Raw genomic sequence first — 23,862 nt, 5'->3', positions numbered from 1 at the left:
ATCGGACGCACACCGCGCTTCTCACTTTCGTTCGAAGCCCCGGGGCAACCCGCCAAACTTTACTGTTCCGCTTCGAGCCGGTCAAATCGGCCCTCTTCGAACCAGCCTCCCTACACGACCCAGTACCCGAAACCCGCCGAGGCGTGTTTCGGCTTCCGAGACCTTCAGGGAGTTTGTCGGAGGGCCGGCCGCTTCCGCGTCCTGCGCCTCGCTCCAACAAGAAGGACATTACTGACATTCGCGGTGCAGATGCAAATCGGGGTCCCGGACCCTCGTCCGAGCCTGCCGGCACCTTCCCTCGGCACCGGTCTCCCGGCGTCGAGGGAAGCAGTACTGACCCTCTGGTCACTCCACTCGCACGCGTCTCCGCGAGCGACACTTCTATGATGCCGCACCCACGCAAGTCGTTTTCGTGGGACGACCTCGGGAACGACACGGTGGGAGCCGGATCGGCTCCCACCTGTCACGCACTGCACCGCCCAGCAGACGCCTCTCGGCGAGTGGCCGCTCGTAGCGGCTGAAGTTGAGGCCCGGGGTCATGTTCCGGACGGCATCAGGTGTAACCGCCCTCCCCCACGACCTATTCCCGGACGCAGACGAACTCCGCACCGCCCTGCCGAAGCACCAGACCGCCGTCCCGGACCTCGAGTTGTACGTCGACGCCGTCTCCGGCGAACCGCTCCGAAGACAGCGCTCTGAACTGCAGCGGCGGCTGCCGGTCGAACCGCACTCCCAGCCCCCGCGCCACCGGCTCCACCACGAAGGTCGTCGCGTTGCCCAGGGAATACGAACCCGCCAGCGCCCCCAGCTGATCATCTGTCGGCAGATCGGGGTCCTCGAGCTCATCCGGGTAGCCGGACCATCCGTACGCGGATGCGATGGCGGCGAACGCACGCAGTACGACCCATGTCCCCCCATCCCCGTTGGTCATCACCACAGCGCCCTGCCGGGTGTCGCGGTGCGCCAACATGTGGCAGCAGAAACCTGCGTTGCCGCCACTGTGGCCGTAGCGGCTGCCCGAGTCGTCCAGAAACAGGCCGAGGCCCAGGTGGTTCAGCCCGCCGATGCGTGAGGTCGCTGCGATCTGTGGAGTCAGCATCTCCGTCGCGAGCTCGACCGATAGCACCGCGTCATCCGCCCCGGCGTACGCACGCTGCACACCTAGGGCGAACTTCGCCAGGTCCGTCGGTGTCGTCCAGAGCCCCGCGGCCGCCAGCTGCGGATACACGTCCCACTTCCCGTCCAGCGGACGGCCAGCCTCGTCGTGTCCAGTAGCCGCTGTCGGGTGCAGCTCCTGTGGAAGCGGTTGCGCGTAGTCGCTGTCGGACATGCCGAGCGGTTGCAGCACTAGATCCTGCATGAGCTCGCGGAACGGCGTACCTGTCACGTCCTCCAGCAGTTGCTGGATCACCGTGGTGCCGCCCCCGGAGTACCGGAACTGCGTTCCCGGCACGAGGTCGACGCGTACGCCGATGTTCGTGGCCGGCCGCACGCCGTCGAGGATCTGTGTTGTCGCCGGCAACGCCGCGTCCCGCGTGTATCCCGGAAACCCGGAGACCGTCAGGCCGGCGCTATGGCTCGCCAGCTGACGAAGCGTGACCGCGGGCTGCCATTGACCGACCGGCGGAACCTGCCAGGACGTCAGCTTGCGATTCACGTCCTCGTCGAGGTCCAGAAGGCCGCGATCGACCAGCCTCAGCATCGCCAGCACGGCGATCGGCTTGCTGATCGAGGCCGCCTGGAACAGCGTCCTCGGCGTGACAGGTCCACCCGCCACCTCGACGACGCCGGCTGTCCCAGTCTCGGCGACCGCATCGTCCTCGAACACGACCCAGCTCGCACCCGGCACACCGAACTCGTCCAGATCGGCTTCGATTCCACCGCGCAACATGTTCCTGCCCCTCGCCGGTTCCGTCGGAACCCCTCGCAGCGACAGTACGGCGGACAGGGCTCGCGGCAGCCGTTATCGCGACGGCTGCGGCGCCGAGCAGTCGATCTTCGGGTTGGCGCCGATGTAGTTGAGCGGGCCCGCCACGATCGTCACCAGCGTGGTGCCGACTCTGGCGCAGGTCGCGTCGGAGCCTGCGAAGTAGTTGCGTTGCGCGGCGGCCGCGAAACCGATCAACAGCCAGACCACGGCAATGATCGCAACAGCTCGGGAACCTGTCGCAGAGGACCTACGAGTGCGCATGTTCACCTCCAGGGTTGGGCGCACACCCCCGTGTGAACGCCTCCCAAGTGCCCGTCGGGAAACGAGCGGAAACTCAGAGTTCGCGAACGTCGTAGTACGGCTTGATGTGTTTGTTGACGTACGAGCCGATGCTCGGCGCGGCCATGAGCGCCGCATACTCCGGCTGCGGAACGTCCAAGTACTGGTAGACGTAGCCGTTGACGTACTCGAGCTCCAGCGTCCCGTCGGACCATCCGACCGATCGCACACTCGACGAGTTCACCGGGCGTCGCCTCATCCGCGGGCTCCTTCCGCACGCGCTCAGCCGCCCAGTCTGCCTGCCCCGGCGGTCACGATGACGCAGATCGCTCGGGGTCCTGCGCCTGGAGGCGTGCCAGCGCGCGGGTCAGGTCGCCGAGCGCCGTGTTGAGCTCGGTCAACACAGCGTTGTCGAGCGGCCCGCCGGCGCGCTCCAGCCCGAGGTTGGCGGCGAACCGGACATGAGCGTCGGGCGGTGCCTTCTCGAGGTAGGTATCGAGTGCCTGCTGGAGATAGGGGCTGGGCACGACCTCTGGTCTCTCGCGCCATTTGGTGAGCGTGCGCGGCGATATTCCGAGCTGCTCGGCGAAGGCTTCGTTCGTCAGCCGGAGCGCCGTACGCAGGGCGTGCGCGTGCCGGCCGGTCCATTCCTCGATGACTGTCATCCGTGCCGCTCCTTCCAGGTCGATTACTCCCTGCAATGAGAATATGGTGTTTCGGTCACCGCTGGTGGGCAGAATTTGTGCGCTGTGGATACCGGTTGAGTTCCTGGTGAGGACGCCGGACCACGCGTTGACTTGCCTCATGGACGAGATCAGCGGGAGAACCGCGACGCTGCTGCGCACCACCAGACAGCGTCATCTGCGCGTCGCACACACGCCCGGACCACGCCGCTTCGAGCTGGTGCGCCACCGCGACATCTCCGGCGTCAGCGGTACGGGCGTCGTCGCCGAGGGGATCGAATGGAGCGACGGCACGGTCGCGCTGCGCTGGGGCGGCAACTACCCGACGACGACCGTGTGGCAGGACGGGATCGACGCGTTGCTCACGATTCACGGTCACAACGGGGCGACTGTGATCCGCTGGCTGGACGAGTAGGCATGCGCGGTCGACTCCGGTGGGGCGGGCCCACCCTGCAGACAGCCCGCCTCACCGGCCTACTCGGTGAAGAACTGCTCCCGGTACGCCGCTTCCGCCGGTGCGGAACCGTTCTGCTCGGGGGCGGAGCGGGCCTGCTCGACGGTGGAGGGGGCGTAGTCGGGCGCCGAATCATCGCGCTCGAGGGCGGAGCGAGCCTCCTTGCCGGCGGAGCCGTTCTGTTCAGGCGCGGAGCCGTTTCGCTCGAGGGCGGAGCCGGGCTGCTCGAGAGCGGAACCGTTCTGCCCGGCGGCGGAACCGTTCTGGTCGAGAGCGGGATCGTTCTGGTCGATGGGACGGGTTTCGTGACCGCCGTGTCGTGGGATCGGGCGCTGCTCGGGCGTGCTGGCCGAGCTGGCCCGGTCGGGCCTGGCTTCGTCCTGGTCGGTGTCGGTCAGTTCCTCGACTGCCGTGCTGAAGGCGAGTTCGGCGCGGGTCGGCCGTCGGCGTTCGATCTCCTCGGCAGCGGTCCGCCGTACCGGGAGGTCGTTCGCCGCGGCCGACAGTTCGGCGAGAGTGTCGAGGAGGCCGAGTGCGTTCTCGACCTCGCCCGGGTGGTTCACCATCCACCAGACCGCGGCCGATCCCGGCGTGGCGAAGACGTCGTCCTTCAGGTAGGCGCGTTTGTCCTGCTCCATACGGCGTTCGAGCAGCGTGGTCTGCTCACGCCGGTGCAGCGCGGCGAGGTGCTGCAGGTGTTTCTGGTCCGCATCCGGCAGCCTGAGCCTCACCTCGGTGGCCCAACTGCGGACCAGGCCCTTCTCGTCCAGCGCGGGCTCGCCGAGGAGCGCGGCCAGGCGGTGCTGGTTGAGGGATTCCTCCGTCACCTGCTGCCGGGCGGTGAGCGATCGCGCCCTGTGCAGCAAGGCATCGACCGCGACCGCGCCGAGGTCCGCGTGACGCGAACCCGACAGGACCGTCGACCACTGCACGATCGCCGAGAAGCTGAACTGGAAGTCCGGAGAGGCCGACGGCAACCGTACGTCGGCGACCGTCCTCGACGGCGGCCCGGAGAAGACCGGCTCCGGGTCCGGGAGGACGACGTGAGGCGTCGGCGCCGGCTTGGTGACCACGGGCCGGGGCTCGTCGGGCTGTTTCCACACAACGGCCAGCAACACCAGCAGCACCACGATCAGCACGACAGCCGCCCACGCCGGCAGACCGGCGATCAGCGAAACGACGTACAGAACCAGCACGATCGCGGCAGCGGTGAGGAGGGAGTTCCGATGCAGCTTCATGGCGCCGTTCCTTCACCGCGTCGGGCGGACGTCAGCAGGTGGACCAAGTCCACAGAAAGTTTCCCATGGGCTGCGGAGCGTGGCGCTTGCTCTGCGTGTCGGTCAGCCGGTGAGCGAGCGCAGGGCCTGGCGGGAAGGAGTCAGGAGGACGGGTTTGTAGGGGCAGCGTTGGTCGGTGAGGGTTTCGTAGGCCCGGATGGCTCGGTTGGCGGCGTCCCACCCTTGCTCGGCGGGAGTCCGGCCGAGGCCGCGGTTGCGGACCAGAGCGCCGTAGAAGGCGGAGCAGAAGACGGTGGCTTCATACCACCCGATGACCGTGCTCGTGCCGATGTAGGTGATGTCGTCCTGGATGCAGTCGCGGATCGCGCGTTGCCACTTGCCGATGCCGGTCTTGCAGCCGTCGGCGATCACGACGCCGCTGGCGATACCCCACTGGTGATCGAGGAACCAGTCGGCGAGCGACCGCAGCGACACCTGGGTCTCACCGTCGGTGGACAGGAACGACGGCTCCTCGCTGTGGTCACCGTGTGCCATCACGTGCAGGACGGTCGACGGGGTGGTGAGAGCCGAGAACGCGGTCTCGTGGTCCCGGGTCCGGACGAAGTTGACATCGAGGTACGGGCGGTCCCAGCCGGCGTTGATGTTGCCGGTGATGCCCTGGACGAACGACATCGAGGCGTCGAACGAACTGTCCAGACCCAGATCGACCAGAGTGATCAGCCGGTTCTTCATAAGCCCACCCCTCCAACGCTTTTCCCCACTTTTCGCGGCCCGTCGCACCATGATGAACCACAGCTCCGACAGTTCGCGCGCGGGTGGCGCGGTGCTGAGACGGCCCGCCCGAACCGTACGTCGTACGGCGGATCGGAGGCCGCGGAAACCGGTGCGGACCGTGACCGGCCTATCGTGGGCCGGGCACGGACGCCGAAGGAGGAAACCGATGAATCAGGTTCCGACGGTCACACTGAGTCACGGGGCCGCGATGCCGCGGATCGGGCTCGGGACGTCGCCGATGAACGACGCGGACGCCGAGCGGGCGGTCGGCACGGCGCTCGAGCTCGGGTATCGCCTGATCGACACCGCGGAGAACTACCGCAACGAGACCGGCGTCGGCCGGGCGCTGAAGAACGCCCCGCGCGACGAGGTGTTCGTGACGTCGAAGTTCAACGAGCGCTGGCACAGCGTCGACGGCGCGCGTCAGGCGTTCGAGGCGAGCGCGGAGAAACTCGGCGTCGAGTACCTGGATCTCCTGCTCATCCACTGGCCCAACCCCGGGCAGGACAGGTACGTCGAGGCGTGGCAGGGGCTCATCACGCTTCGCGAAGCGGGTCTGGTGCGCGCGATCGGTACGTCGAACTTCAAGCCGGCGCACCTGCAACGGCTGATCGACGAGACCGGCGTCGCGCCCGAGGTGAACCAGGTCCAGCTGAGCCCGGTGTGGGCGAAGGCGGCGGAGCGGGAGTTCCATGCGGCGCACGGGATCGTCACCGAAGCATGGAGTCCGCTCGGGAAAGGGACCGACCTGCTCAGTCACCCGACGGTGCAGCAGATCGCGAAGGCTCACGAGCGGTCGGCGGGACAGGTCGTTCTGCGGTGGGAGGCGCAGCAGGACGTCGTACCGATCCCGAAGTCGGCCGATCGCGGGCGGCTTGCGGAGAACCTGGCGATCTTCGACTTCGACCTGACCGACGGCGAGCTGTCCGCGCTGGCCAGCCTCGACGGAACCGCCCGGCCGCCCGCGGACTCCGATCACACCGGTCACTGATCGCTGATCTCCCGGGCAGTCTGATCCGGCGCAGCTTGGGCCGGCCCGCTGGCGGGATCGTCAGTCTGGGTGGGCGGGTCTGTGGGACGAGAGCGCCAGATAGGGGCCGACCAGCTCGAGGAAGAGAGGGCTGGGCGGCAGGCCCAGTTCTCGGTCGAGCATGGCTTCGAAGCGGTGGTAGTGCTTGATGGCTTCGACGATGTCGCCGTTGTCGAGATGGGTTCGGACGATCGTGCGGTGGGCACTCTCGTGGAGCGGCTCGACGCTGATTGCGGCGCGGGCGGCCTCGAGGGTTTCGTGCGTACGACCCTGTTTCCGGCGGCGGGTGGCGAGAGCGTCGAGTGCGCCCAGGCGAAGGTACTGCAGGCGTTCCCGAGCGGCCAGGACCCAGTCGTCGTACCAGCCGGGTAGCAGTTCGGCGGAGTGCAAGACCGCGTCGGCGGCGTCCTCGGCTTCGGTGCTGCCGTTGTCGGGGTCGCGGATGAGCAGCTCGGCGCCGTTGCGGAAGCGGTCGACGTCGACGGTGACCGCGTCGGTCAGAGCCAGGGAGGAGTCGCCGATCTCGAGCAGGGGCGGTACGCCGACGTGCCGGTGCCGGAGGCGCCAGAGGACGGCGCGGAGACGAGCTGCGGCTACGTCGTCGGTGCAGTCCGGCCAGAGGGTCGCGGCTGCGTGGGTCCTGGCACACCGGCCGTTGAGCGCGAGTAGGGCGATCAGGTTCTTGGGTCCCGCCGGCAGATCGATCTGCCGCATCGTCGGCGCGGAACCGTCGCCGGCCTGCCGCGCGAGAGGTGTGGGAAGGCGGTCGTACGCGGAATGTGCGGCGGCCGAGTAGCCGTGGGACAGGTTGGGAGAGGGGCCGTACGACGGGTGCTCCAAGGAGCGGTCGGGATACATCGCGGCCGAACCGTCGCGGTACGTCGCGGCGGAAGAGTCGTCTCCGGCTGTGAGAGGTCCGTCGTAGCCCTGAGCGAACACGTGATCGGGTCGGCTCTCGTGAGATCCGTCGTGCACCGGCGCTGCTGAACCGTTGGCCGGCGCCGTCACGCGGCTGGGGTCGCTGCCAGAGGCGGGCGACGACAGGTCAGTGGGACCGTCAACCGCGGCGGCGGGGAACCCGTTCGGTGCCGAGGCCGGGAGCCTGTTCGGTGCCGGCGCGGATGAGCCGTCAGGCCCCGCGGCAGGCCACCCGTCAGGCCCCGCGGCAGGCCAACCGTTTGGCCCCGGGCCCGGCCAGCCGTCGGCTGCCGGGCGCGGCCGGCGGTTGGTTGCCGGGCCGGGCGAACCGTTCGACCCTTGGGCGGGCCAACCGTTCGGCCCCACGCCGGGCCGAACATCGACTGCCGGGCCGGGCGAACCGTTCGAACCCGCACCAGGCGGACCGTTCGACCCTTGGGCGGGCCAACCGTTCGGTCCCACGCCGGGCCGACCGTTGGGTGGTGGGGCGGGAGAGCCGTTCTCTGCAACGGAGGGCGATGGTGTGGTTGCCGGGTCCGTGACCGTCAGGAGCCAGTCGCCCAGCAATTGCAGGCGTAGCTCACCTCGCAGGAATGTTCGCATCGCACGGCCCCCCTCGCTGAGGCGGCGCGCGTCGGACGAGCCTGCCCCACGGCTGTGTTGCTCGCAATCTGTCCCCGCTGTGTGTAACGGCCGAACCACCAACCGCCACGTACTTCCTTGCACCATTGGCCAGGACCGGCCGGTTGTCAAGACTCAGGTTCGCCCGACGAAGGCCTCGAGCCAGGCTCGGACTTCGTCGTAGACCGCCTCCGCGGACGTCACCACCACGGTCGTTTCGACCTCTCCTCCAAGGTCGGACACCTGGGTGATGCGAGCGCGCAAGCCGGTCGCCGCGTCGGACTCCCGCCAGACCCGGATGACCATCGCCGCCGCGTAGGGCACGGAACCGCCCCCGGACTGCATCTGATCGGTCATGATCCACTCCCCCACGGGCCGATTGACCGCTGCCTCGCGCCGTGCCCAGCACGGACAACCGGAAGACCCACGATGAGGCAACGATCCCTCGATCCCGGCGGTTACGTCGACACTGCATTCCTGACAACGCTGTGACAACGCCGGGACAACGCCGGGACAGCGATGTGACAGCGCTGCGATCATGCGGCCCGGAATCCACTGACTGGGAGCACCGGATCGCACGGAGGGGGTGACTCATGAACGAGAAACTGACGGCGGTAGAGCTCGACCTGGAGGAATGCCAGGTACTTCCGGAACGGGAGGCGCTGGGCGGTTACAACTGGGCGAACATCTACGCGTCCAACACGGCGGTCGCGCTGAACGCGTCGTCGTACTGGTCGGTGGCCAAGGCCGCGGCCTTCCAGACGATCGTGGTCAAGCAGCGCTGACAGCGCCGGAACGGGGTGTGCGGGCGGTGAGCATCGAGTTCGCCGTCCGCACGCCGCAGTACCGAGGGGGTTTCGATGACGGATCTCGGCAGGATCTCCCGGACGGAAATGGCCGGCCAGTCAGCCGAGCTGCTCCCGGCCCGGGAGGCGTTGGCACTGATCAACATCACCAACATCACAGCTGTCAACCTGGCGATCGCGGTGAACGCCGCATCGGTCGGCTCCAACGCGACCGCCATTGCCCTGCAGCATGTGGCCGCCTTCCAGCGCTAGCGCCAGGGCTGGTTCCAGCGGCATCACGTTCCCGCCCGGCGCCCGCCGCGGCGGGCGGGTGCGTGCGGGCGGTCTCCGGGGGAACGCGAGGCAACGGTAGGGGGCGGGGGTCGTGACTGCGACCGAGAGCGGCATTCGCACGGTGCCGGTACGAGGTGGGCCGAGGCCGCGCCGAGTGGCCGGCGTGCGGCTGCTCGGGCGGTACGAGGGCTCCGGGTTCCGGGACGAGCGGTACCTGGCCGAGCGGGCCGACCGGCAGATGGTCCTGCTCACGAAGCTGCTCTACCTGATCGTGGAGAACGCCGACGGGCATGCGTCGACCGACCTGCTGGCCGATCGGGTCAGCCGGGAGTACGGTCACCGGCTCGATCCCGACGACCTGATCAAGCTCATCCAGGAAAAGCTCGGACCGTCCGGCCTGGTCGCGCTGTGGAACGGTGCGCCGGTCGGGCAGCGCAAGGCGGATCCACTGCTGGCGCTGAGCGTCCGCGGCGTCCTGCTGCCGGCCGGTCCGGTCCGGGTGATCGCACGCGTCCTCGCGCCGCTGTTCCACCTCCCGGTCATCGTCGCGGTCCTGGCGTCGGTCCTCGCGTTCGACGTCTGGATCGTGAGCAGCATGGCGCCTTCCGACGTGTTCGCCGCACTGGTCGAACCGGCCGGCGTCATCGCCGTACTGATCTTGTTGCTCGCGGCAACGCTGTTCCACGAGTTCGGGCACGCGGCCGGCTGCCATTACGGCGGAGCCAAGCCGGGACGCATCGGCGTCGGCATCTATCTGTGGATTCCCGCCTTCTACACCAACGTCACCACCGCGTACCGGCTGAACCGCGCCGGCCGTTTACGAACCGACCTGGGTGGGGTCTACTTCAACGCGGTGTTCATCGTCGCCTCGGCCGGCCTCTATCTGCGGACCGGATGGACCCCGCTGCTGGCGATCATCGCCCTGTCCCACCTGGAGATCGCTCAGCAGCTGCTGCCCATCGTCCGGTTCGACGGCTATTACATCCTCGGCGATCTCGCCGGAGTGCCGAACCTGTTCGGCCACGTCCGGCCCATCCTGTGGAGTCTCCTCCCCGGAGGTCACGCCGCCGCCGGCGTCGCTCAACTGCGGCTGCGCACCCGAGTGGTCGTCACGACGTGGGTGCTCATCACCGTGCCGGCGCTGCTCATCGGGCTCGGACTCCTCACCTGGAACGCGCCGGGCTACCTCGCGAACTTCTGGGATCGCTCCGGGGAGCTGTGGAGCAGCGCGAGCGGACTCGCCGCGGCAGGTGAGATCGGCGCCGCGGTCGTCGCGTTCCTCTCGCTGCTGGCGATCACGATCCCGATCGTCGGCCTCAGCGTCGTCCTGGTTCGGTCGGTGCTGCACGTCGTACGCGCGGTGCGGTCCCGGCACGCCGAGCCACCAGAGCCCGCCGAGGAGGAGCCCATGGACACCGAACTCCCCGGCGCGGCCGCGTTCACCGAGGAACGGATGCTCCACCACCGGCTCCCACCACCGCGCCATGGCTGGCGTCACGGGCTGTACTTCGTCTCGAGCGGCCGGATCAACGTAGGTCCCAGTCCTGCCGAGCAACGCCGGCAGGAGCGGATCGATCGCGTTCGTACGCCGCTGCGCGGTCCGCGGCGCGTGGTCACCCTGAGCCGCAAGGGCGGGGCCGGGAAGACGACCACGACCCTGATGCTCGGCCATACCCTCGCCATGTACCGCGGAGATCGGGTGGTCGCGCTGGACGCCAATCCGGATGCGGGTTCGCTCGGCTACCGGGTACGGCGGGAGTCGCCGGCCACGGTCACCAACCTTCTGGGGGAACGCGACCTCATCACCAAGTACGCCGACCTGCGCGAGTACACCTCGCAGTCCCCCAGCCGACTCGAGGTCATCGCGTCGGACGACGACCCGACCATCAGTCAGGCCCTGGGAGCCAGGGACTACCGGGTCGTCCTCGACCTGCTGACGCAGCACTACAACATGATCCTCGTCGACACCGGCACCGGCATTCTCGACAGCGCCATCCAGGGGATCCTGCGTGAGGCGGACCAGATCGTCGTCGTGATGCCGCCCGCACTCGACGGGGCACGGGTCGCGGCCGGGACGCTGGACTGGCTGGACCAGCACGGGCACGCCGACCTGGTGGCGTCCGCCGTCGCGGTGATCAACACGACCAGAGGCCGGCAACGCTGGCTGCAACTCGACGAGATCGAGAACCACTTCTCCTCCCGCTGCGCCGGAACAGTCCGGATCCCCTGGGATCCAGCACTGGACAGCGGCGCCGCGGTCGATCTGAACGACCTGCGCCCGGGCACCCGCGACGCCTACCTGGAGCTCGCGGAACTGGTCGCCGACGGCTTTGCAGTGAACCGCTGGACCACCGGAACGCTGACCGACCCGTCCACCACCCCCGAAGGAGTGTCATGAGCCGGCGATTCGAAGTCATCTTGGTGATCGCGTCCCTTCTCGCGAGTGCGACCGGTACCGCGGGCATGGTGACGTTCCGAAAAGGCCAGGACCTGGATCTGGTCGCGTCGGCCAACCCGGGGACGCCGGGCGGTTCGGACACCGACCGCACCGCCATGGTCGAGCGGGCGCGGGGCAAACGGGTGCAAGCTGATGCGGTGGCAAGCGCTTCCGCCACCTGCGACGGGTGCAGGGGTACGGCGGCCGCCGTACAAGTGATCTATGTGAACAAGGCGAAGAAGCCGACAGCGGACAACCTCGCCAACGCGTGGTCGAGCTGCAGCAACTGTCGCGCGACGAGCGTCTCCGTCCAGGTCGTCGTGATCCGGCCCGGTACGACGCTGGCTGCCCGGAACCGCGCCTTCGCGGTGAACGCCTCCTGCAGTGGGTGCACGTCAGCGGCCGTCGCCGTGCAGTTCGTGGTCGTCACCAGCAAGCATCGCGCATTCTCACGCCAGGGCCGGCAGCAGTTGGAGGCGCTGGCCAATGAGCTCCAGGCTCAGCTCTCGTCCCGGACCAAGGCCGACCGCCTCGCGGCGGCGAAGAACACGCCAGCGTCATCCGGGATCGACGCGCTGGTCCGGAAGGAACTGAAGCCGGTCAGTGTGACGCCGAAGGTCACGATCGAGACCGGCTGACGGGAGGTCGCACCATGTCTGTTCGTCGATGGGTCGTCCCTACGGTCGCTGCCCTGGTCACGCTCGGCCTGACCGCCTGCGAGCCGCTCGACACCACGACGCCCGGCGGCAGGTCGACCAGCAGCAAGGGAAAGCCGAAACCGACGGCGCAGTCCGGCGGCACGGTCAAGATCACGACGTCGAACAGGACCTGCTGGGCGGGCAGAATCGGTACCACCACGAAGCAGGGTTGTGGTTCCGCGACCTTCCAGGTCCGGTCCTCGAAGGGGACGTATACCGTCAATCTCCGCAAGACCAAGGGGGCCGACGGCATCAGCGTCGTGCTGGTGGTCAATGGCAAGAAGGTCGACCAGGGCAGCAGCTCGAGCGTCGTCGCGGTCAGCTACGTCTCCGGCTGACCGCGCTTCCCAGCGATCAGTAGGCGCTGCGGGCGCGGCCCGGCCTATTCGGTCGCCCTCGCCAGGCAGGCGGCGGCCTCGGTCTGGTCTTGCACGCCGAGCTTGGACAGGATGCTCGCCACGTGATGCTCGACGGTGCGGCGGCTGATGTACAGCCGGGCAGCGATCTCCGGATTCGGCAGGCCTTCCGCGAGTACGGCAAGTACGTCGTACTCGCGCTTCGTCAGCAGCGCGACACCACGAGGTCCACGGCGGGCCGCACCGGCGCCGGCCGCGCGGAGCCAGGCCGCGGCGGCATCGGCATCCACCGCAGCGCCAAGGTCCTCGAACACCGCCAGAGCCATCCGTGCCTCCGCGACCGCAGCAGCGGGTTCATCGGGAGACATGGCGTCGGCCAGCATCATCCGGGTGCGTGCGACCTCGAGCGGCATCTCCAGTAAGCCGAACCAGGTCTGCGCCGCCGAGAGCCGCGGCACTGCGTCGCGCTGCCGACCGTCCGCCATCAGGGTCAGGCCACACAGCCGCGCGCCGCGGGCAGCGATCAGCCCGCTGTCGGTCTTGGAGCCGAGCGCAGTCAGCCGAGCAGCCGCCGCGGCGGCACCGGCCGTGTCACCGGTTGTCAGACAGGCCCGACCGAGCACTTCCCGCAGCCGTGCCTCCTCCAACGGCGTGGCTCGATCGAGCTGACGTCGGATCAGCGAGCTCGCCACCGCCGGCTCGCCGCCGGCCAACTGAACGGCAGCAAGCACAGGCTGTACGACGGTGCGGTCCTCGAACCCGACAAGAAGCCGCCGCGCCTCGGGCAATCGCCCCTGCGCCAGACGAAGATCGGCGAGAAACGCGGCCGCCTCGGCCTGCACGGCCGGCAACGCATCCCGCGCAAGCTCCGCAGCCGCGGACAGCTCCGTCTCGGCCCGCGACCAATCACCCGTGCAGGCGAGAACGGCGCCGTACGACGCCCGGCAGGTCGCGTGCAGGTACGGGCAGCCGTACCGCTCGATGAACGCGTCGAGCGATCGGGTCCACTGCACGACGCGCAGGAAATCGGCGCCGCGGACGCAGGAGCGCATCAGGAGGCAACTCGTGAAGACGACTGTGTCGAGCCGGGCGCCCTCACCGCCGAGCGCACCCGCCAGCGCCTCGTCCAGCAACTCCGTGCCCTCGAGCACGTGTCCCCGGTTGATCAGGGCCGAACCCCACAGACTCAAGGCGCACAACTCGAGATCGTGATCCCCCGCCTCGACCGCGACGTCGTACACCGCCTCGGACGCCGCGGCGGCCTGCGACGCGTCGTCCGTACTACCCGCCCGCGCGAGCGACGCCCACGCAGCCACCACCGGATCGCCGACCTGCGACGAGACCCGGACCGCCCGCGCGGCCCAGCCCCGCGCCGCGGCACGGTCGCCGAGGTTGGCGTCGTACAGAAAGCTCAGCGCGATCGCCGTGAACACGGCTTGCGCGGCATCGGTCCGACGGTAGTACCCATAGGCCCGTTCCCAGCAGGCGAACGCGCTCCCGACGTCGCCGAGCCACCAGTGGGCGTCCCCCAGTCCGGCCAGACCCCGGGCCGTTGCCGAGATGGTGACCGACTCGCCGAACGCGGCCCGAGCCGCGACCCAGTCCCCGGCGCCGAGGGCGTTCTCCCCGGCTGCGAGGAGACCGTCGATCCCCTCCACAGCTCGACGGTAGACGCGCTGCGGCCCCCGGGGGAAGTGGGAAGTTCCCGGGGGCCGTGGCGCTTTCAGCTGGTGCCGGCTGGACCGGCCGGTGGATCAGCTGCAGCCGGAGGTGCTGCCGCAGCCCTCGCAGACGTAGCAGGAGCCGCTCGGGCGCATCTTCGTGCCGCAGGTGAAGCAGAGCGGGGCGTCCACGGAGGTGCCCGTGATCAGCTCCAGCATCTCGGCGGTGGTGTGCGCCTCGCCCTTCACCGGCTTCGCGGAGGCTGCCTCCACCGACGCGGGCTTCTCGATCTCGGCGGCCGGCTCGACCGTCTTCAGCGACTCGGCCTCGGACACCTCGACCGGAACCGGCTCGTACGAACCGGTGTCGAGCTGCCGGGACCGCTCCTCCGCCGAGTAGATGCCCAGCGCGGCCCGCTCGTCGAACGGCAGGTAGTCCAGCGCCAGCCGGCGGAAGATGTAGTCCATGATCGACTGCGCCATCCGGACGTCCGGGTCGTCGGTCAGACCGGCCGGCTCGAACTTCAGGTTGGTGAACTTCTGGACGTAGGTCTCCAGCGGCACGCCGTGCTGCAGCGCGATCGAGATCGCGATCGAGAAGGCGTCCATCACACCGGCGAGCGTCGAGCCCTGCTTGCCCATCTTCAGGAAGACCTCGCCGAGACCGTCGTCCGGGTACGAGCCTGCGGTCATGTAGCCCTCCGCGCCGCCGACGGTGAACGACGTGGTCCGCGACGGCCGCGACTTCGGCAGGCGCTTGCGGGTCGGCCGGTACTCGATGATCTTCTCGACGATCTTCTCCGCGACGGCAGCCTCGGCCGCAACAGCCTCCGAAGCCTTCTTCGCCTTCGCGTCGGCCAGCGGCTGACCGACCTTGCAGTTGTCGCGGTACACCGCGAGCGCCTTCAGGCCGAGCTTCCAGCCCTGGAAGTAGACGTCGGCGATCTCCTCGACCGTCGCGGTCTCCGGCAGGTTCACCGTCTTCGAGATCGCGCCGGACAGGAACGGCTGCGCCGCCGCCATCATCCGCACGTGGCCCATCGGCTTGATGGCCCGCTCACCCATCGCGGTGTCGAAGATCTCGTAGTGCTCCGGCTTCAGACCCGGCGCGTCCACGACGTGGCCGTGCTCCGAGATGTACTCGACGATCGCCTCGATCGTCTCCTCGGTGTAGCCGTACTTGCGCAGCGCCCGCGGGACCGTCGTGTTGACGATCTGCATCGAACCGCCGCCGACCAGCTTCTTGAACTTGACCAGCGAGAAGTCCGGCTCGATACCGGTGGTGTCGCAGTCCATCATGAAGCCGATGGTGCCGGTCGGCGCGAGCACCGAGGCCTGCGCGTTCCGCCAGCCGTTCTTGGCGCCGATCTTCAGCACGCCCTCCCACGCCGCGGTGGCGTGCTTCTGGACGTCCTTGTCGATCTCGTGCACGGTCCGGATCGCGTCGTTCGCCGCGGCGTGCTTGCGCATCACCCGGGTGTGGGCGTCCTTGTTGCGCTCGAAGCCCTCGTAGGCGCCGACGATGCCGGCCAGCTCGGCGGACCGCTTGTACGACGTACCGGTCATCAGCGAGGTGATCGCGCCGGCCAGCGCGCGGCCGCCGTCGGAGTCGTACGCGTGGCCCGTTGCCATCAGCAACGCACCGAGGTTCGCATAGCCGATGCCGAGCTGCCGGTACGCGCGGGTGGTGACGCCGATCGCCTCGGTCGGGAAGTCCGCGAAGCAGATCGAGATGTCCATCGCGGTAATGATCAGCTCGACGGCCTGGACGAACTTCTCCGAGTCGAACAGGTCGTCGTCGCGGAGGAACTTCATCAGGTTCAGCGAGGCGAGGTTGCAGGACGAGTTGTCCAGGTGCATGTACTCCGAGCACGGGTTGGACGCGGTGATCCGGCCCGTCTCCGGCGTGGTGTGCCAGTCGTTGATCGTGTCGTCGTACTGCAGGCCGGGGTCGGCGCAGGCCCAGGCGGCCTGGGAGATCTTGTCGAACAGCTCCCGCGCGTCGACGGTCTCGATCACCGAGTTGTCCAGCCGCGCACGCAGCCCGAACTCACCCTTCTCCTCGACCGCGCGCATGAACTCGTCCGACACCCGGACCGAGTTGTTCGCGTTCTGGTACTGCACGGAGGTGATGTCGCGACCGCCGAGGTCCATGTCGAAGCCCGCGTCCCGCAGGACCCGGATCTTCTCCTCCTCGCGCATCTTGGTGTCGACGAACTCCTCGATGTCGGGGTGGTCGACGTCGAGCACGACCATCTTCGCCGCGCGCCGGGTGGCGCCGCCGGACTTGATCGTGCCGGCCGACGCGTCCGCGCCGCGCATGAAGCTGACCGGGCCGGACGCCGTGCCGCCGGAGGACTGGAGCAGTTCCTTGGAGGAGCGGATCCGGGACAGGTTCAGGCCGGCGCCCGAGCCGCCCTTGAAGATCAGGCCCTCTTCCTTGTACCAGTTCAGGATCGACTCCATCGAGTCGTCCACGGCGAGGATGAAGCAGGCCGACACCTGCTGCGGCGAGGACGTCCCGACGTTGAACCAGACCGGCGAGTTGAAGCTGAAGTACTGGTGCAGCAGCAGCCAGGTGATCTCCTGCTCGAAGACCTCGGCGTCGGCGGGCGTGGTGAAGTACCCGTGCTCCTCACCGGCCTTGCGGTAGGTCTTCACCACCCGGTCGAGGAGCTGCTTGAGGCTCCACTCCCGGTTGTCGTGGCCGAGCGCGCCGCGGAAGTACTTCGTGGTGACGATGGTGGAGGCGTTCACGCTCCAGAAGTCGGGGAACTCCACCCCGCGCTGCTCGAAGACCGTCTCACCCGTCTTCCAGTTCTGCTGCACGACATCGCGACGCTCCCACGTCACCTCGTCGTACGGATGCACGCCTTCGGTGCTGAAGACTCGCTCGATGGTGAGTCCCGCGGGCGCGTTCTTGCGCCCCCGGAACCCGGCCGCCGACCGCTTGGTCGACCCCGAGTGGCCGGTCACCGTCTCTGTCATGATTGCTCCTCGCCCTGTGTCTACTGCCGCGGTCTGTCGGGACCGCCCCGTTGGAGTACTGCGCGACGCCACTACTTGTGGAACTACTTCTCGTTCCCCCGGTTTACGTCTACTGGGCCGGCTATTGGGTCGGCTTCAACTGGCCCGGCTCGGTGCCCTGCGGCTCCTTCTCGGCCCGCAGCAGCGCGATCTCGGTCTCGAAGTCGTCAGCCGATTCGAACTGCCGGTACACGCTCGCGAACCGCAGGTAGGCGACCTCGTCGAGCTCCCGCAGCGGCCCGAGGATCGCCAGTCCGACCTCGTGCGCGGGCACCTCCGGCGAGCCGCCGCCCTTCAGCGCGTCCTCGACCTTCTGACCCAGGCGCGCCAGTTGGTCGGCGTTCACCGGCCGGCCCTTGCACGCCTTTCCGACCCCGTTGATGACCTTCTCGCGGCTGAACGGCTCGGTCGCGCCGGAGCGCTTCACGACCGTGAGCTGCATCTGCTCGACGGTGGTGAACCGCTTCTCGCAGACCGGGCACTGCCGCCGGCGGCGGATCGCTCCGCCGTCCTCGGCCACCCGGCTGTCGACCACCCGGGAGTCGGCGTGCCGGCAATACGGACAGTGCACGCGAACACTCCTCCCGTGACCACCCCGGAAGGGGTGGGTTGTGGATCGGCCTGGGGACAACTTGTGTAGAACCTGTGTGCAACCAACCACTACCTGTGGAAAATTACACCCGTGTAACCACTACATCTAGGGATCCTAGATCGCTGCTCCGACAGTTTGCAAGCACGCTCGGATTGCCCGGGCGTGTCACAGATTTCAACACCGAGGCGGCCCCGTGTACTCCCGCGTGGCACCACCGCGACGACCCTTTCGAGGCGCAAACTACGGCCCGCACAGACCTCTCCCCGGAGCCGGCCGAAGCCGCCCCGGGGAGTTGTCCACAGCTCATCGGCCGGACGCAACGGTCTCCGCTCCGGACTCGGCCGGAGCCTTCCGCGTCCGCAGTGTCACACCGGCCAGGACGGCGCCGGCTGCCGCAATCACCGCGGCGCCGATGAGCGCCGCCGAGTACCCGTCGGTCAGCGCCACCGCATCGTCCAGCAGGTCGGCGCCGTTCGCAGCGGCCACCGCGGTCATCGCGGCCAGCCCCAGCGCGGAACCGATCTGGTAGCTGGTGTTCACGATGCCGGACGCCAGTCCGCCCTCCTCGGGTCGCGCCGACGACAGGGCGATGCCGAGGCTCGGGATGAACGCCAGCGACATGCCGGCCGCAGCCACGAGCGATCCCGGCAGTACGTCGAGCCAGAACGAGCCGGTCGGGCGCAGCAGCGACAAGATCACCAGACCGGCGGTGAGGACCGTCATCCCGCCGACAAGGGTGTTCTTCGGTCCGACCTTGGCGATCAGCTTCGGTGCGACGACGATCATCCCGAGCATGATGAACGTGGTCATCGGCAACAGCGCCGCCCCGCTCGGGAACGCGCTCAACCCGAGAACCTGCTGCAGGTACAGATTCAGGAAGAACCACATCGGGACCCAGGCCGCGCCGAGCAGGAACTGCGCCACGTTGGCCGCGGCCAGGTTCGGCGTCGCGAAGATCCCGAGCCGCATCAACGGCTCCCGCCGCTTGGCCTGCACGAAGACGAACACAGCGAGCAGTACGACGGCCAGCGCGCCGACCAGCACCGTCGACGCCGACGCCCAGCCGACCTGCGGGGCGCGGACGATCGCGTAGACGCCCGCGGCGAGTCCCCCGGTCACTGTCAGCGCACCGAAGACATCGACGGATCCAGATCGCGCGGCGGCCCGCGGCATCAAGGCCGGCGTGGCGAGCAGGGCGGCCAGCGCGATCGGGACGTTCAGGTAGAACACCCACGGCCACGACAGGTACTCGGTGATCACACCGCCGAGGAACACGCCCGCCGTACCGCCGGCCGGCGCCGCGGCGCCGTACAACGCGATCGCCTTGGTCAGCTCACGCGGGTTCGCGCCGAACAGCATCATCAGCAGCGTCAGTGCCGACGGGGCGATCAGCGCGGCGCCGATGCCCTGCACCGCCCGGCCCGCGAGTTCGGCACCGACACCGGTCGCGAGCCCCGCGACGACCGATCCCACGAGCAGGACGCCCCAGCCGGCCGCGAAGACCCGACGGGCGCCGAGCAGGTCCGACAACCGGCCGCCGAGCAGCAGCAGCCCGCCGAACGCCACGACGTACGCATTGAAGACCCACGACAGGTTGCCCGGGCCGAAGCCGAGCTCGGACTGCATCTTCGGCAGCGCGACGCCGACGATCGAGGTGTCCATGATCACCATGAACTGCGCCGCGGCGATGACGGCAAGCGCCCACCACCGCCGCGACGACATCGTCTCACTCATATCTAAACTCCCTACGGGTATGGGGTATAGCTTGGATTGCTTGGATACCATAGGGGGGTATCTACGGAAGCGCAAGGGTGATCCCGTGGGCGATAGGGTTCAGCGGGACCCAGGGAGGATGTGGTGAGCGTGACGGAACCGGCCGGCGAGCATGCGCAGCACGGTTACATCGGCGACAAGAAGGCGTACCTCGCGCGGCTGAAGCGCATCGAGGGCCAGGCCCGCGGGCTGCAGCGGATGGTCGAGGACGAGAAGTACTGCATCGACATCCTCACCCAGATCTCGGCGATGACGAAGGCCCTCGAATCGGTCGCACTCGGCCTGCTCGACGACCATCTCGCGCACTGCGTGGTGGACGCCGCCGCAGCCGGCGGTCCGGAGGCCGACCAGAAGATCAAGGAGGCGTCCGCCGCGATCGCGCGCTTGGTGCGCTCCTGACGGGCATGCCTGAGGATGTGCGCATGAAGCCGGTGATTCTGGACGTCGACACGGGACTGGACGACGCATGTGCGCTGCTGCTGGCGGCGCGGCATCCTGGGCTCGACCTGAAGGCAGTGACCTGCGTCGGCGGGAACGTCGGCATCGACGATGTCGTGCGCAACACCCTCACGGTGCTCGACGCCGCGGGCCGTCCCGACGTACCGGTGGCTCGCGGTGCCGCTGTACCGCTGATCCAGCCGGTGCGGGCGGCGCGGCATGTGCACGGTGAGGACGGGCTCGGAGACCTGGACTGGCCGCGGTCGACGCGACCGACCGACCCCCGGCACGCGGTCGAGCTGTTGCGTGACGTACTGCGGGACGCCGCCGCGACCGGTGAGCTGATCACGCTGATCCCATTGGCGCCGTTGACGAACATCGCGCTGCTGCTGCGGACGTACCCGGAGGCGGCGCGTGGGCTGCGCGAGATCGTCTTCATGGGTGGAGCCGCCGGGATCGGGAATGCGACGGCGTCGGCGGAGTTCAACATCTGGACCGACCCGGAGGCGGCCGCGATCGTGCTGGCCGCGTCCCGCGACCTCGGCATCCCGCTGACCATGTACGGCCTGGACGTCTTCTACGACGTCGTCGTGACGCTGGACCAGGCCCGCGCGCTGAGCGGATCCCCCTCGGCGGAGCTGGCCGGGAAGCTGATCGAGAAGCGCAGCGAGCGGTTCGGGTCCGACGGCGGGAGCATCGGCGACGGCGGCGCGGTGTGCGCAGTGATCGACCCGTCCGGCCTGACGACCCGGGAATACCCGGTGCGGATCGAGTTGTCCGGCGGCTGGTCGCGCGGCCGGACGATCGTCGACACGCGGCATGCGGCCGACGTCGCGAACGATCCGCACGGACCGGCGACGCCGATCCGGGTCGCGACGGCGGTGGACGGCAAGCGGTACGCCGAGCTGTGGCTGGCGACAGTCAGCTGAGCAGCTCGAGCAACCGGGCGCGTACGCCGTACAGGAACAGGTCGAGGCCGGCGGCGAACAGGTCCTCGGAGGGATCGGACACGACGGCGGCGAGGCTCCATCTGGCGGTGACTTCGAACAGGTGACGCGCGTCGAGCTCCGGTACGCCGATGCGCACGAGCGCCTCGATCTGGGCGCGGATCAACGCGGCCCGGGAGCCGGCCCCCTGGTCTCGGTCAGGTGCCGCCTTGGACTGGATCAGTCCGGCGAGCCCTGGATGATCGGCGTAGAAGGCGCGCAGCTCGAGCGAGCCGGACCGGGTGAGCTCGATCCACTCGTCGACAGTTGTGAGCTCCTCGTACGCCGTCGTGTCCGCGGTGAACTGGTCGAAGGCGTTCCGGGCGACCAGGTCGAGCAGCTCGGCCTTGTTGTGGACGTGGTGGTACAGCGACGGGGCGCGGACGTGCAGACGCTCCGCGACGGCGCGCATGGTGAGGCCGTCCACGCCGTCCGCGCGGATGACAGCCAGGGCTGCAGCAGCGATCGCGGCGACGGAGATGCCCGCCGCGGCGTGCGACGAAGGATCGCGTCTGGTCACGGAATCACGTTGTCCGGGTCGAGGGACGGAGGTACTGTCTAACGTTGTTAGACAGAGTAGCCGAGGATGGTGCCGTGACTGGATTCCGACCCGCGTACCCGTTGCTGACCGAGCGGCTGGAGCTGCGGCCGCACCGGATGGACGACCTGGACGACCTGTTCGCGTTCCACTCCCGACCGGACGTGGTGCGGTACACGCCGTGGCCGGTGCGGAACCGGGAGGACACCCGCGCCGCGCTGGAGCGGAAGCTGCCGCAGGGTGAGTTGACCGAGGACGGGCAGTGGCTGGTGCTGGCGATCGAGCTGCGCGAGACCGGGACCGTGATCGGCGAGGTGCTGCTGAAGTGGGCCAGCGAGGCCGACCGTCAGGGCGAGATCGGCTTCGCGCTGCATTCGGACCACCAGGGCAAAGGGCTCGCGGCGGAGGCTGCGCGGGAGATGCTGCGGGTCGGCTTCGAAGAGCTCGGGCTGCATCGGATCGTGGCGGTCCTCGACGACCGGAACACCGCGTCGGCGCGGTTGCTCGAACGACTCGGGATGCGCCGGGAGGCACATCACCTGGATGCCGCGTGGTTCAAGGGCGAATGGGCGAACGAGTACGTGTACGCGCTGCTCGAGGACGAATGGCGCGGCCCGACCCGTTGATCCAACGCCGACGCTGCCGGAGAGTTTCGGCAGGGAGCTGCGATGCGGATCGACAACCAGGTGTACGACCGGATCGGCGACGGCTGGTGGGACGAGGAGAATCCGCTCAACCTGCTGCAGGGCAGCTTCACGCCCGGGCGCTTCGCGTACTTCCGCGACGTACTCGCGCGGACCGGGACCGATCCTGCCGCGCGGCGTGTCGTCGACATCGGAAGCGGCGGCGGCTTCCTGGCCGAGGAGTTCTCCCGGCTCGGGTGCCGGGTGATCGGCGTCGACCCGTCGGAGGTATCGGTCCGTACGGCCGTCGGCCACGCGGGCGCATCCGGCCTGGACGTGCGGTACGTCGCTGCGGCCGGCGAACACCTGCCGCTGGCCGACGAGAGTGTTGATCTCGCGTACTGCTGTGACGTGCTCGAGCATGTCGCGGATCTGGACCAGGTGCTCGCGGAGACCGCGCGGGTGTTGAGGCCTGGCGGGATCTACCTGTTCGACACGATCAATCGCACCTTCGCGTCGAAGGTCCTGATGATCAAGGTGATGCAGGACTGGCGGCTGACCAGGGCTGCCGATGTCGCGTGGCACGCGTGGGAGATGTTCATCAAGCCGGCCGAACTCGCCGAAGGCCTGCGCCTGCACGGTCTGCGGCTGGGCGAGATCACCGGGCTCGGGGTGCGGGCTCGCAAGCTCGGCGTACTGCGGAATTTCGTCCGGGTGCGGCGTGGCGGGATCAGCATCGGCGAGTTCAGCCGGGCGCTGGACGTCGGGCGGGTGGCGAGCACCCGCGTCTCCTACATGGGCTACGCCGTCAAGGCGCGATGATCAGCCGGCGACCGGGATCCGCAGAGTCTGGCCGGGAAGGATGTCGGCGGGCGTGGCGAGCTTGTTGAGATCGGCGATCTTTTCCACGACCGTCGCGGGGTCGACGGTCGGGTTGGTGTCCTCGGCGATGGACCACAGGGTCTGACCGGGCGCGACCTGCACCGGCACCGTGTGGGTGAAGCGCGGCCCGGGCTCCAGGACACCTGCGACGCGGAGGCCGAGGACCAGGATCGCGGCGCCGAAGACGAGGACCGACACGGCGGTCAGCAGCATCCGGCCGCGGCGGGTGAGGCGCAGGGTCGGCTCGGGGTGGACCTCTCGCCCGAGCGACTCCCCCGAGCAGCCGCGCACCGGGAGCCGGTCGGTGGATGCGCCCTCGATCCGCGGACGGCGGCGCGGCGCGACCACCGGCGACGGCACCGCCGCGGACGACGCGGAGCGCGACGTGGTGGGGTCGGAGGCCGGTGGCGGGACCACGCGCAGGGGCCGTGGCGACGCCTGCTGTGAGCGGCGCGGGGCCGGCACGTCGGCGGCGACAGCTGCTGTGCTCATCGGATCCTCCAAGACCTCGGTCGGTGCGCGTTCTGCGGTTCTGGTTCCTGTCTATCGGCTGCCTCCGACAGTTTCGTTGCGGTCCCCATCCCACCGCCCGGGTCTGTTCTGGAGACCACCTCATCCGACCGGCCCGAACACCTGTTCGATCGAACGCCTGTACGAATGATTAACCGACAGCCGCCCGTCGCGCAACCACTTCCAACCGGGACACGCCCAGGAAATTCCCTGCCGCGGCAACACCCCGCGCACGCCCTATAACCTGACACCCGAACAAACATGCGAACCGACACGCCTTCGAACAGATGTTTGAAGAATCTCAGGATTCGGTCTACGGTCATCTCAGTCGAGCA

Annotated in this window: 25 protein-coding genes; 11 read left to right on the top strand and 14 right to left on the bottom strand. The window is 68.7% G+C overall.

Annotated features, from left to right (window positions below; genetic code table 11):
- Positions 1 to 580: 580 nt before the first annotated feature.
- The 4 genes from ABZX12_RS32960 to ABZX12_RS32945 form a co-directional block, all read right to left on the bottom strand.
- Positions 581 to 1,891, bottom strand: coding sequence for a serine hydrolase domain-containing protein (locus ABZX12_RS32960; RefSeq protein WP_355699354.1), 1,311 nt, complete (start codon positions 1,889 to 1,891; stop codon positions 581 to 583).
- 72 nt (positions 1,892 to 1,963) lie between these two features.
- Positions 1,964 to 2,137 (bottom strand): hypothetical protein, encoded by a 174-nt coding sequence (locus ABZX12_RS32955; RefSeq protein WP_355699353.1) that lies wholly within the window; start codon positions 2,135 to 2,137, stop codon positions 1,964 to 1,966.
- A gap of 127 nt (positions 2,138 to 2,264) precedes the next feature.
- Complete coding sequence (locus ABZX12_RS32950; protein ID WP_355699352.1) at positions 2,265 to 2,468, bottom strand: KTSC domain-containing protein; 204 nt, start codon at positions 2,466 to 2,468, stop codon at positions 2,265 to 2,267.
- Positions 2,469 to 2,520: 52 nt separating this feature from the next.
- Complete coding sequence (locus ABZX12_RS32945) at positions 2,521 to 2,874, bottom strand: XRE family transcriptional regulator (protein ID WP_355699351.1); 354 nt, start codon at positions 2,872 to 2,874, stop codon at positions 2,521 to 2,523.
- A gap of 139 nt (positions 2,875 to 3,013) precedes the next feature.
- Between ABZX12_RS32945 and ABZX12_RS32940 the strand changes: the two genes are divergently transcribed.
- Positions 3,014 to 3,307, top strand: a complete 294-nt coding sequence (locus ABZX12_RS32940; RefSeq protein WP_355699350.1) for a hypothetical protein — start codon at positions 3,014 to 3,016, stop codon at positions 3,305 to 3,307.
- 59 nt (positions 3,308 to 3,366) lie between these two features.
- Here the strand turns inward: ABZX12_RS32940 and ABZX12_RS32935 are convergent, their stop codons facing one another.
- Both ABZX12_RS32935 and ABZX12_RS32930 read right to left on the bottom strand, forming a co-directional pair.
- Positions 3,367 to 4,584 (bottom strand): hypothetical protein, encoded by a 1,218-nt coding sequence (locus ABZX12_RS32935; RefSeq protein ID WP_355699349.1) that lies wholly within the window; start codon positions 4,582 to 4,584, stop codon positions 3,367 to 3,369.
- Positions 4,585 to 4,686: 102 nt separating this feature from the next.
- On the bottom strand, positions 4,687 to 5,316 hold the full coding sequence (locus ABZX12_RS32930) for a hypothetical protein (protein ID WP_355699348.1): 630 nt from the start codon (positions 5,314 to 5,316) through the stop codon (positions 4,687 to 4,689).
- A gap of 208 nt (positions 5,317 to 5,524) precedes the next feature.
- Between ABZX12_RS32930 and ABZX12_RS32925 the strand changes: the two genes are divergently transcribed.
- Complete coding sequence (locus ABZX12_RS32925) at positions 5,525 to 6,349, top strand: aldo/keto reductase (protein ID WP_355699347.1); 825 nt, start codon at positions 5,525 to 5,527, stop codon at positions 6,347 to 6,349.
- Between the two features lie 60 nt (positions 6,350 to 6,409).
- Here the strand turns inward: ABZX12_RS32925 and ABZX12_RS32920 are convergent, their stop codons facing one another.
- Positions 6,410 to 7,363 carry a BTAD domain-containing putative transcriptional regulator gene (locus ABZX12_RS32920; RefSeq protein ID WP_355699346.1) on the bottom strand — a complete coding sequence of 318 codons (954 nt, stop codon included), beginning with the start codon at positions 7,361 to 7,363 and terminating at the stop codon, positions 6,410 to 6,412.
- A 699-nt stretch (positions 7,364 to 8,062) separates the two neighbouring features.
- Positions 8,063 to 8,284 carry a hypothetical protein gene (locus ABZX12_RS32915; protein WP_355699345.1) on the bottom strand — a complete coding sequence of 74 codons (222 nt, stop codon included), beginning with the start codon at positions 8,282 to 8,284 and terminating at the stop codon, positions 8,063 to 8,065.
- A 236-nt stretch (positions 8,285 to 8,520) separates the two neighbouring features.
- Between ABZX12_RS32915 and ABZX12_RS32910 the strand changes: the two genes are divergently transcribed.
- The 5 genes from ABZX12_RS32910 to ABZX12_RS32890 all read left to right on the top strand — a co-directional run bounded on the left by ABZX12_RS32910 (position 8,521) and on the right by ABZX12_RS32890 (position 12,479).
- On the top strand, positions 8,521 to 8,712 hold the full coding sequence (locus tag ABZX12_RS32910; protein WP_355699344.1) for a hypothetical protein: 192 nt from the start codon (positions 8,521 to 8,523) through the stop codon (positions 8,710 to 8,712).
- Between the two features lie 75 nt (positions 8,713 to 8,787).
- Positions 8,788 to 8,985 (top strand): hypothetical protein, encoded by a 198-nt coding sequence (locus ABZX12_RS32905; RefSeq protein ID WP_355699343.1) that lies wholly within the window; start codon positions 8,788 to 8,790, stop codon positions 8,983 to 8,985.
- 112 nt (positions 8,986 to 9,097) lie between these two features.
- A complete protein-coding gene (locus ABZX12_RS32900) occupies positions 9,098 to 11,404 on the top strand; it encodes a MinD/ParA family protein (RefSeq protein WP_355699342.1) in 2,307 nt (768 codons plus the stop codon).
- On the top strand, positions 11,401 to 12,081 hold the full coding sequence (locus ABZX12_RS32895) for a hypothetical protein (RefSeq protein WP_355699341.1): 681 nt from the start codon (positions 11,401 to 11,403) through the stop codon (positions 12,079 to 12,081). The genes ABZX12_RS32900 and ABZX12_RS32895 overlap by 4 nt, the downstream gene beginning before the upstream one ends.
- A 14-nt stretch (positions 12,082 to 12,095) precedes the next feature.
- The gene (locus tag ABZX12_RS32890) at positions 12,096 to 12,479 is read left to right on the top strand and encodes a hypothetical protein (protein WP_355699340.1); all 384 of its coding nucleotides are present in this window, start codon (positions 12,096 to 12,098) and stop codon (positions 12,477 to 12,479) included.
- A 44-nt stretch (positions 12,480 to 12,523) separates the two neighbouring features.
- On the opposite strand, the gene ABZX12_RS32885 is transcribed toward ABZX12_RS32890, so the two are convergent.
- The 4 genes from ABZX12_RS32885 to ABZX12_RS32870 all read right to left on the bottom strand — a co-directional run bounded on the left by ABZX12_RS32885 (position 12,524) and on the right by ABZX12_RS32870 (position 19,511).
- Complete coding sequence (locus ABZX12_RS32885; RefSeq protein WP_355699339.1) at positions 12,524 to 14,155, bottom strand: LuxR C-terminal-related transcriptional regulator; 1,632 nt, start codon at positions 14,153 to 14,155, stop codon at positions 12,524 to 12,526.
- A 96-nt stretch (positions 14,156 to 14,251) separates the two neighbouring features.
- Positions 14,252 to 17,146, bottom strand: a complete 2,895-nt coding sequence (locus ABZX12_RS32880; RefSeq protein WP_355699338.1) for a vitamin B12-dependent ribonucleotide reductase — start codon at positions 17,144 to 17,146, stop codon at positions 14,252 to 14,254.
- A 121-nt stretch (positions 17,147 to 17,267) separates the two neighbouring features.
- Positions 17,268 to 17,756 carry a transcriptional regulator NrdR gene (gene nrdR, locus ABZX12_RS32875; RefSeq protein WP_167208700.1) on the bottom strand — a complete coding sequence of 163 codons (489 nt, stop codon included), beginning with the start codon at positions 17,754 to 17,756 and terminating at the stop codon, positions 17,268 to 17,270.
- Positions 17,757 to 18,080: 324 nt separating this feature from the next.
- Positions 18,081 to 19,511, bottom strand: a complete 1,431-nt coding sequence (locus ABZX12_RS32870; protein WP_355699337.1) for an MFS transporter — start codon at positions 19,509 to 19,511, stop codon at positions 18,081 to 18,083.
- A 120-nt stretch (positions 19,512 to 19,631) separates the two neighbouring features.
- Here ABZX12_RS32870 and ABZX12_RS32865 point away from each other — a divergent pair, with 120 nt between their 5' ends.
- Entirely contained in the window at positions 19,632 to 19,949 is a 318-nt protein-coding gene (locus tag ABZX12_RS32865; RefSeq protein ID WP_355699336.1) for a metal-sensitive transcriptional regulator, read from the top strand.
- A gap of 23 nt (positions 19,950 to 19,972) precedes the next feature.
- The gene (locus tag ABZX12_RS32860) at positions 19,973 to 20,917 is read left to right on the top strand and encodes a nucleoside hydrolase (protein WP_355699335.1); all 945 of its coding nucleotides are present in this window, start codon (positions 19,973 to 19,975) and stop codon (positions 20,915 to 20,917) included.
- Here ABZX12_RS32860 and ABZX12_RS32855 read toward each other — a convergent pair.
- Entirely contained in the window at positions 20,910 to 21,494 is a 585-nt protein-coding gene (locus tag ABZX12_RS32855) for a TetR family transcriptional regulator (protein ID WP_355699334.1), read from the bottom strand. The genes ABZX12_RS32860 and ABZX12_RS32855 overlap by 8 nt on opposite strands.
- A 74-nt stretch (positions 21,495 to 21,568) precedes the next feature.
- Here ABZX12_RS32855 and ABZX12_RS32850 point away from each other — a divergent pair, with 74 nt between their 5' ends.
- Together ABZX12_RS32850 and ubiG are read left to right on the top strand one after the other, a co-directional pair.
- A complete protein-coding gene (locus ABZX12_RS32850) occupies positions 21,569 to 22,138 on the top strand; it encodes a GNAT family N-acetyltransferase (RefSeq protein ID WP_355699333.1) in 570 nt (189 codons plus the stop codon).
- A gap of 42 nt (positions 22,139 to 22,180) precedes the next feature.
- The gene (gene ubiG, locus ABZX12_RS32845) at positions 22,181 to 22,957 is read left to right on the top strand and encodes a bifunctional 2-polyprenyl-6-hydroxyphenol methylase/3-demethylubiquinol 3-O-methyltransferase UbiG (protein ID WP_355699332.1); all 777 of its coding nucleotides are present in this window, start codon (positions 22,181 to 22,183) and stop codon (positions 22,955 to 22,957) included.
- Here ubiG and ABZX12_RS32840 read toward each other — a convergent pair whose 3' ends face one another.
- Positions 22,958 to 23,509: a LysM domain-containing protein gene (locus ABZX12_RS32840; protein WP_355699331.1), complete on the bottom strand. Its 552-nt coding sequence runs from the start codon at positions 23,507 to 23,509 to the stop codon at positions 22,958 to 22,960.
- Positions 23,510 to 23,862 lie beyond the last annotated feature (353 nt).

Origin of the sequence: Kribbella sp. NPDC003505 (assembly GCF_040610875.1) — a bacterium.
Lineage (GTDB): Bacteria > Actinomycetota > Actinomycetes > Propionibacteriales > Kribbellaceae > Kribbella.
The sequence above is the reverse complement of the archived record's forward strand: the minus strand, read 5'-3'. Positions and strand labels throughout refer to the sequence as shown.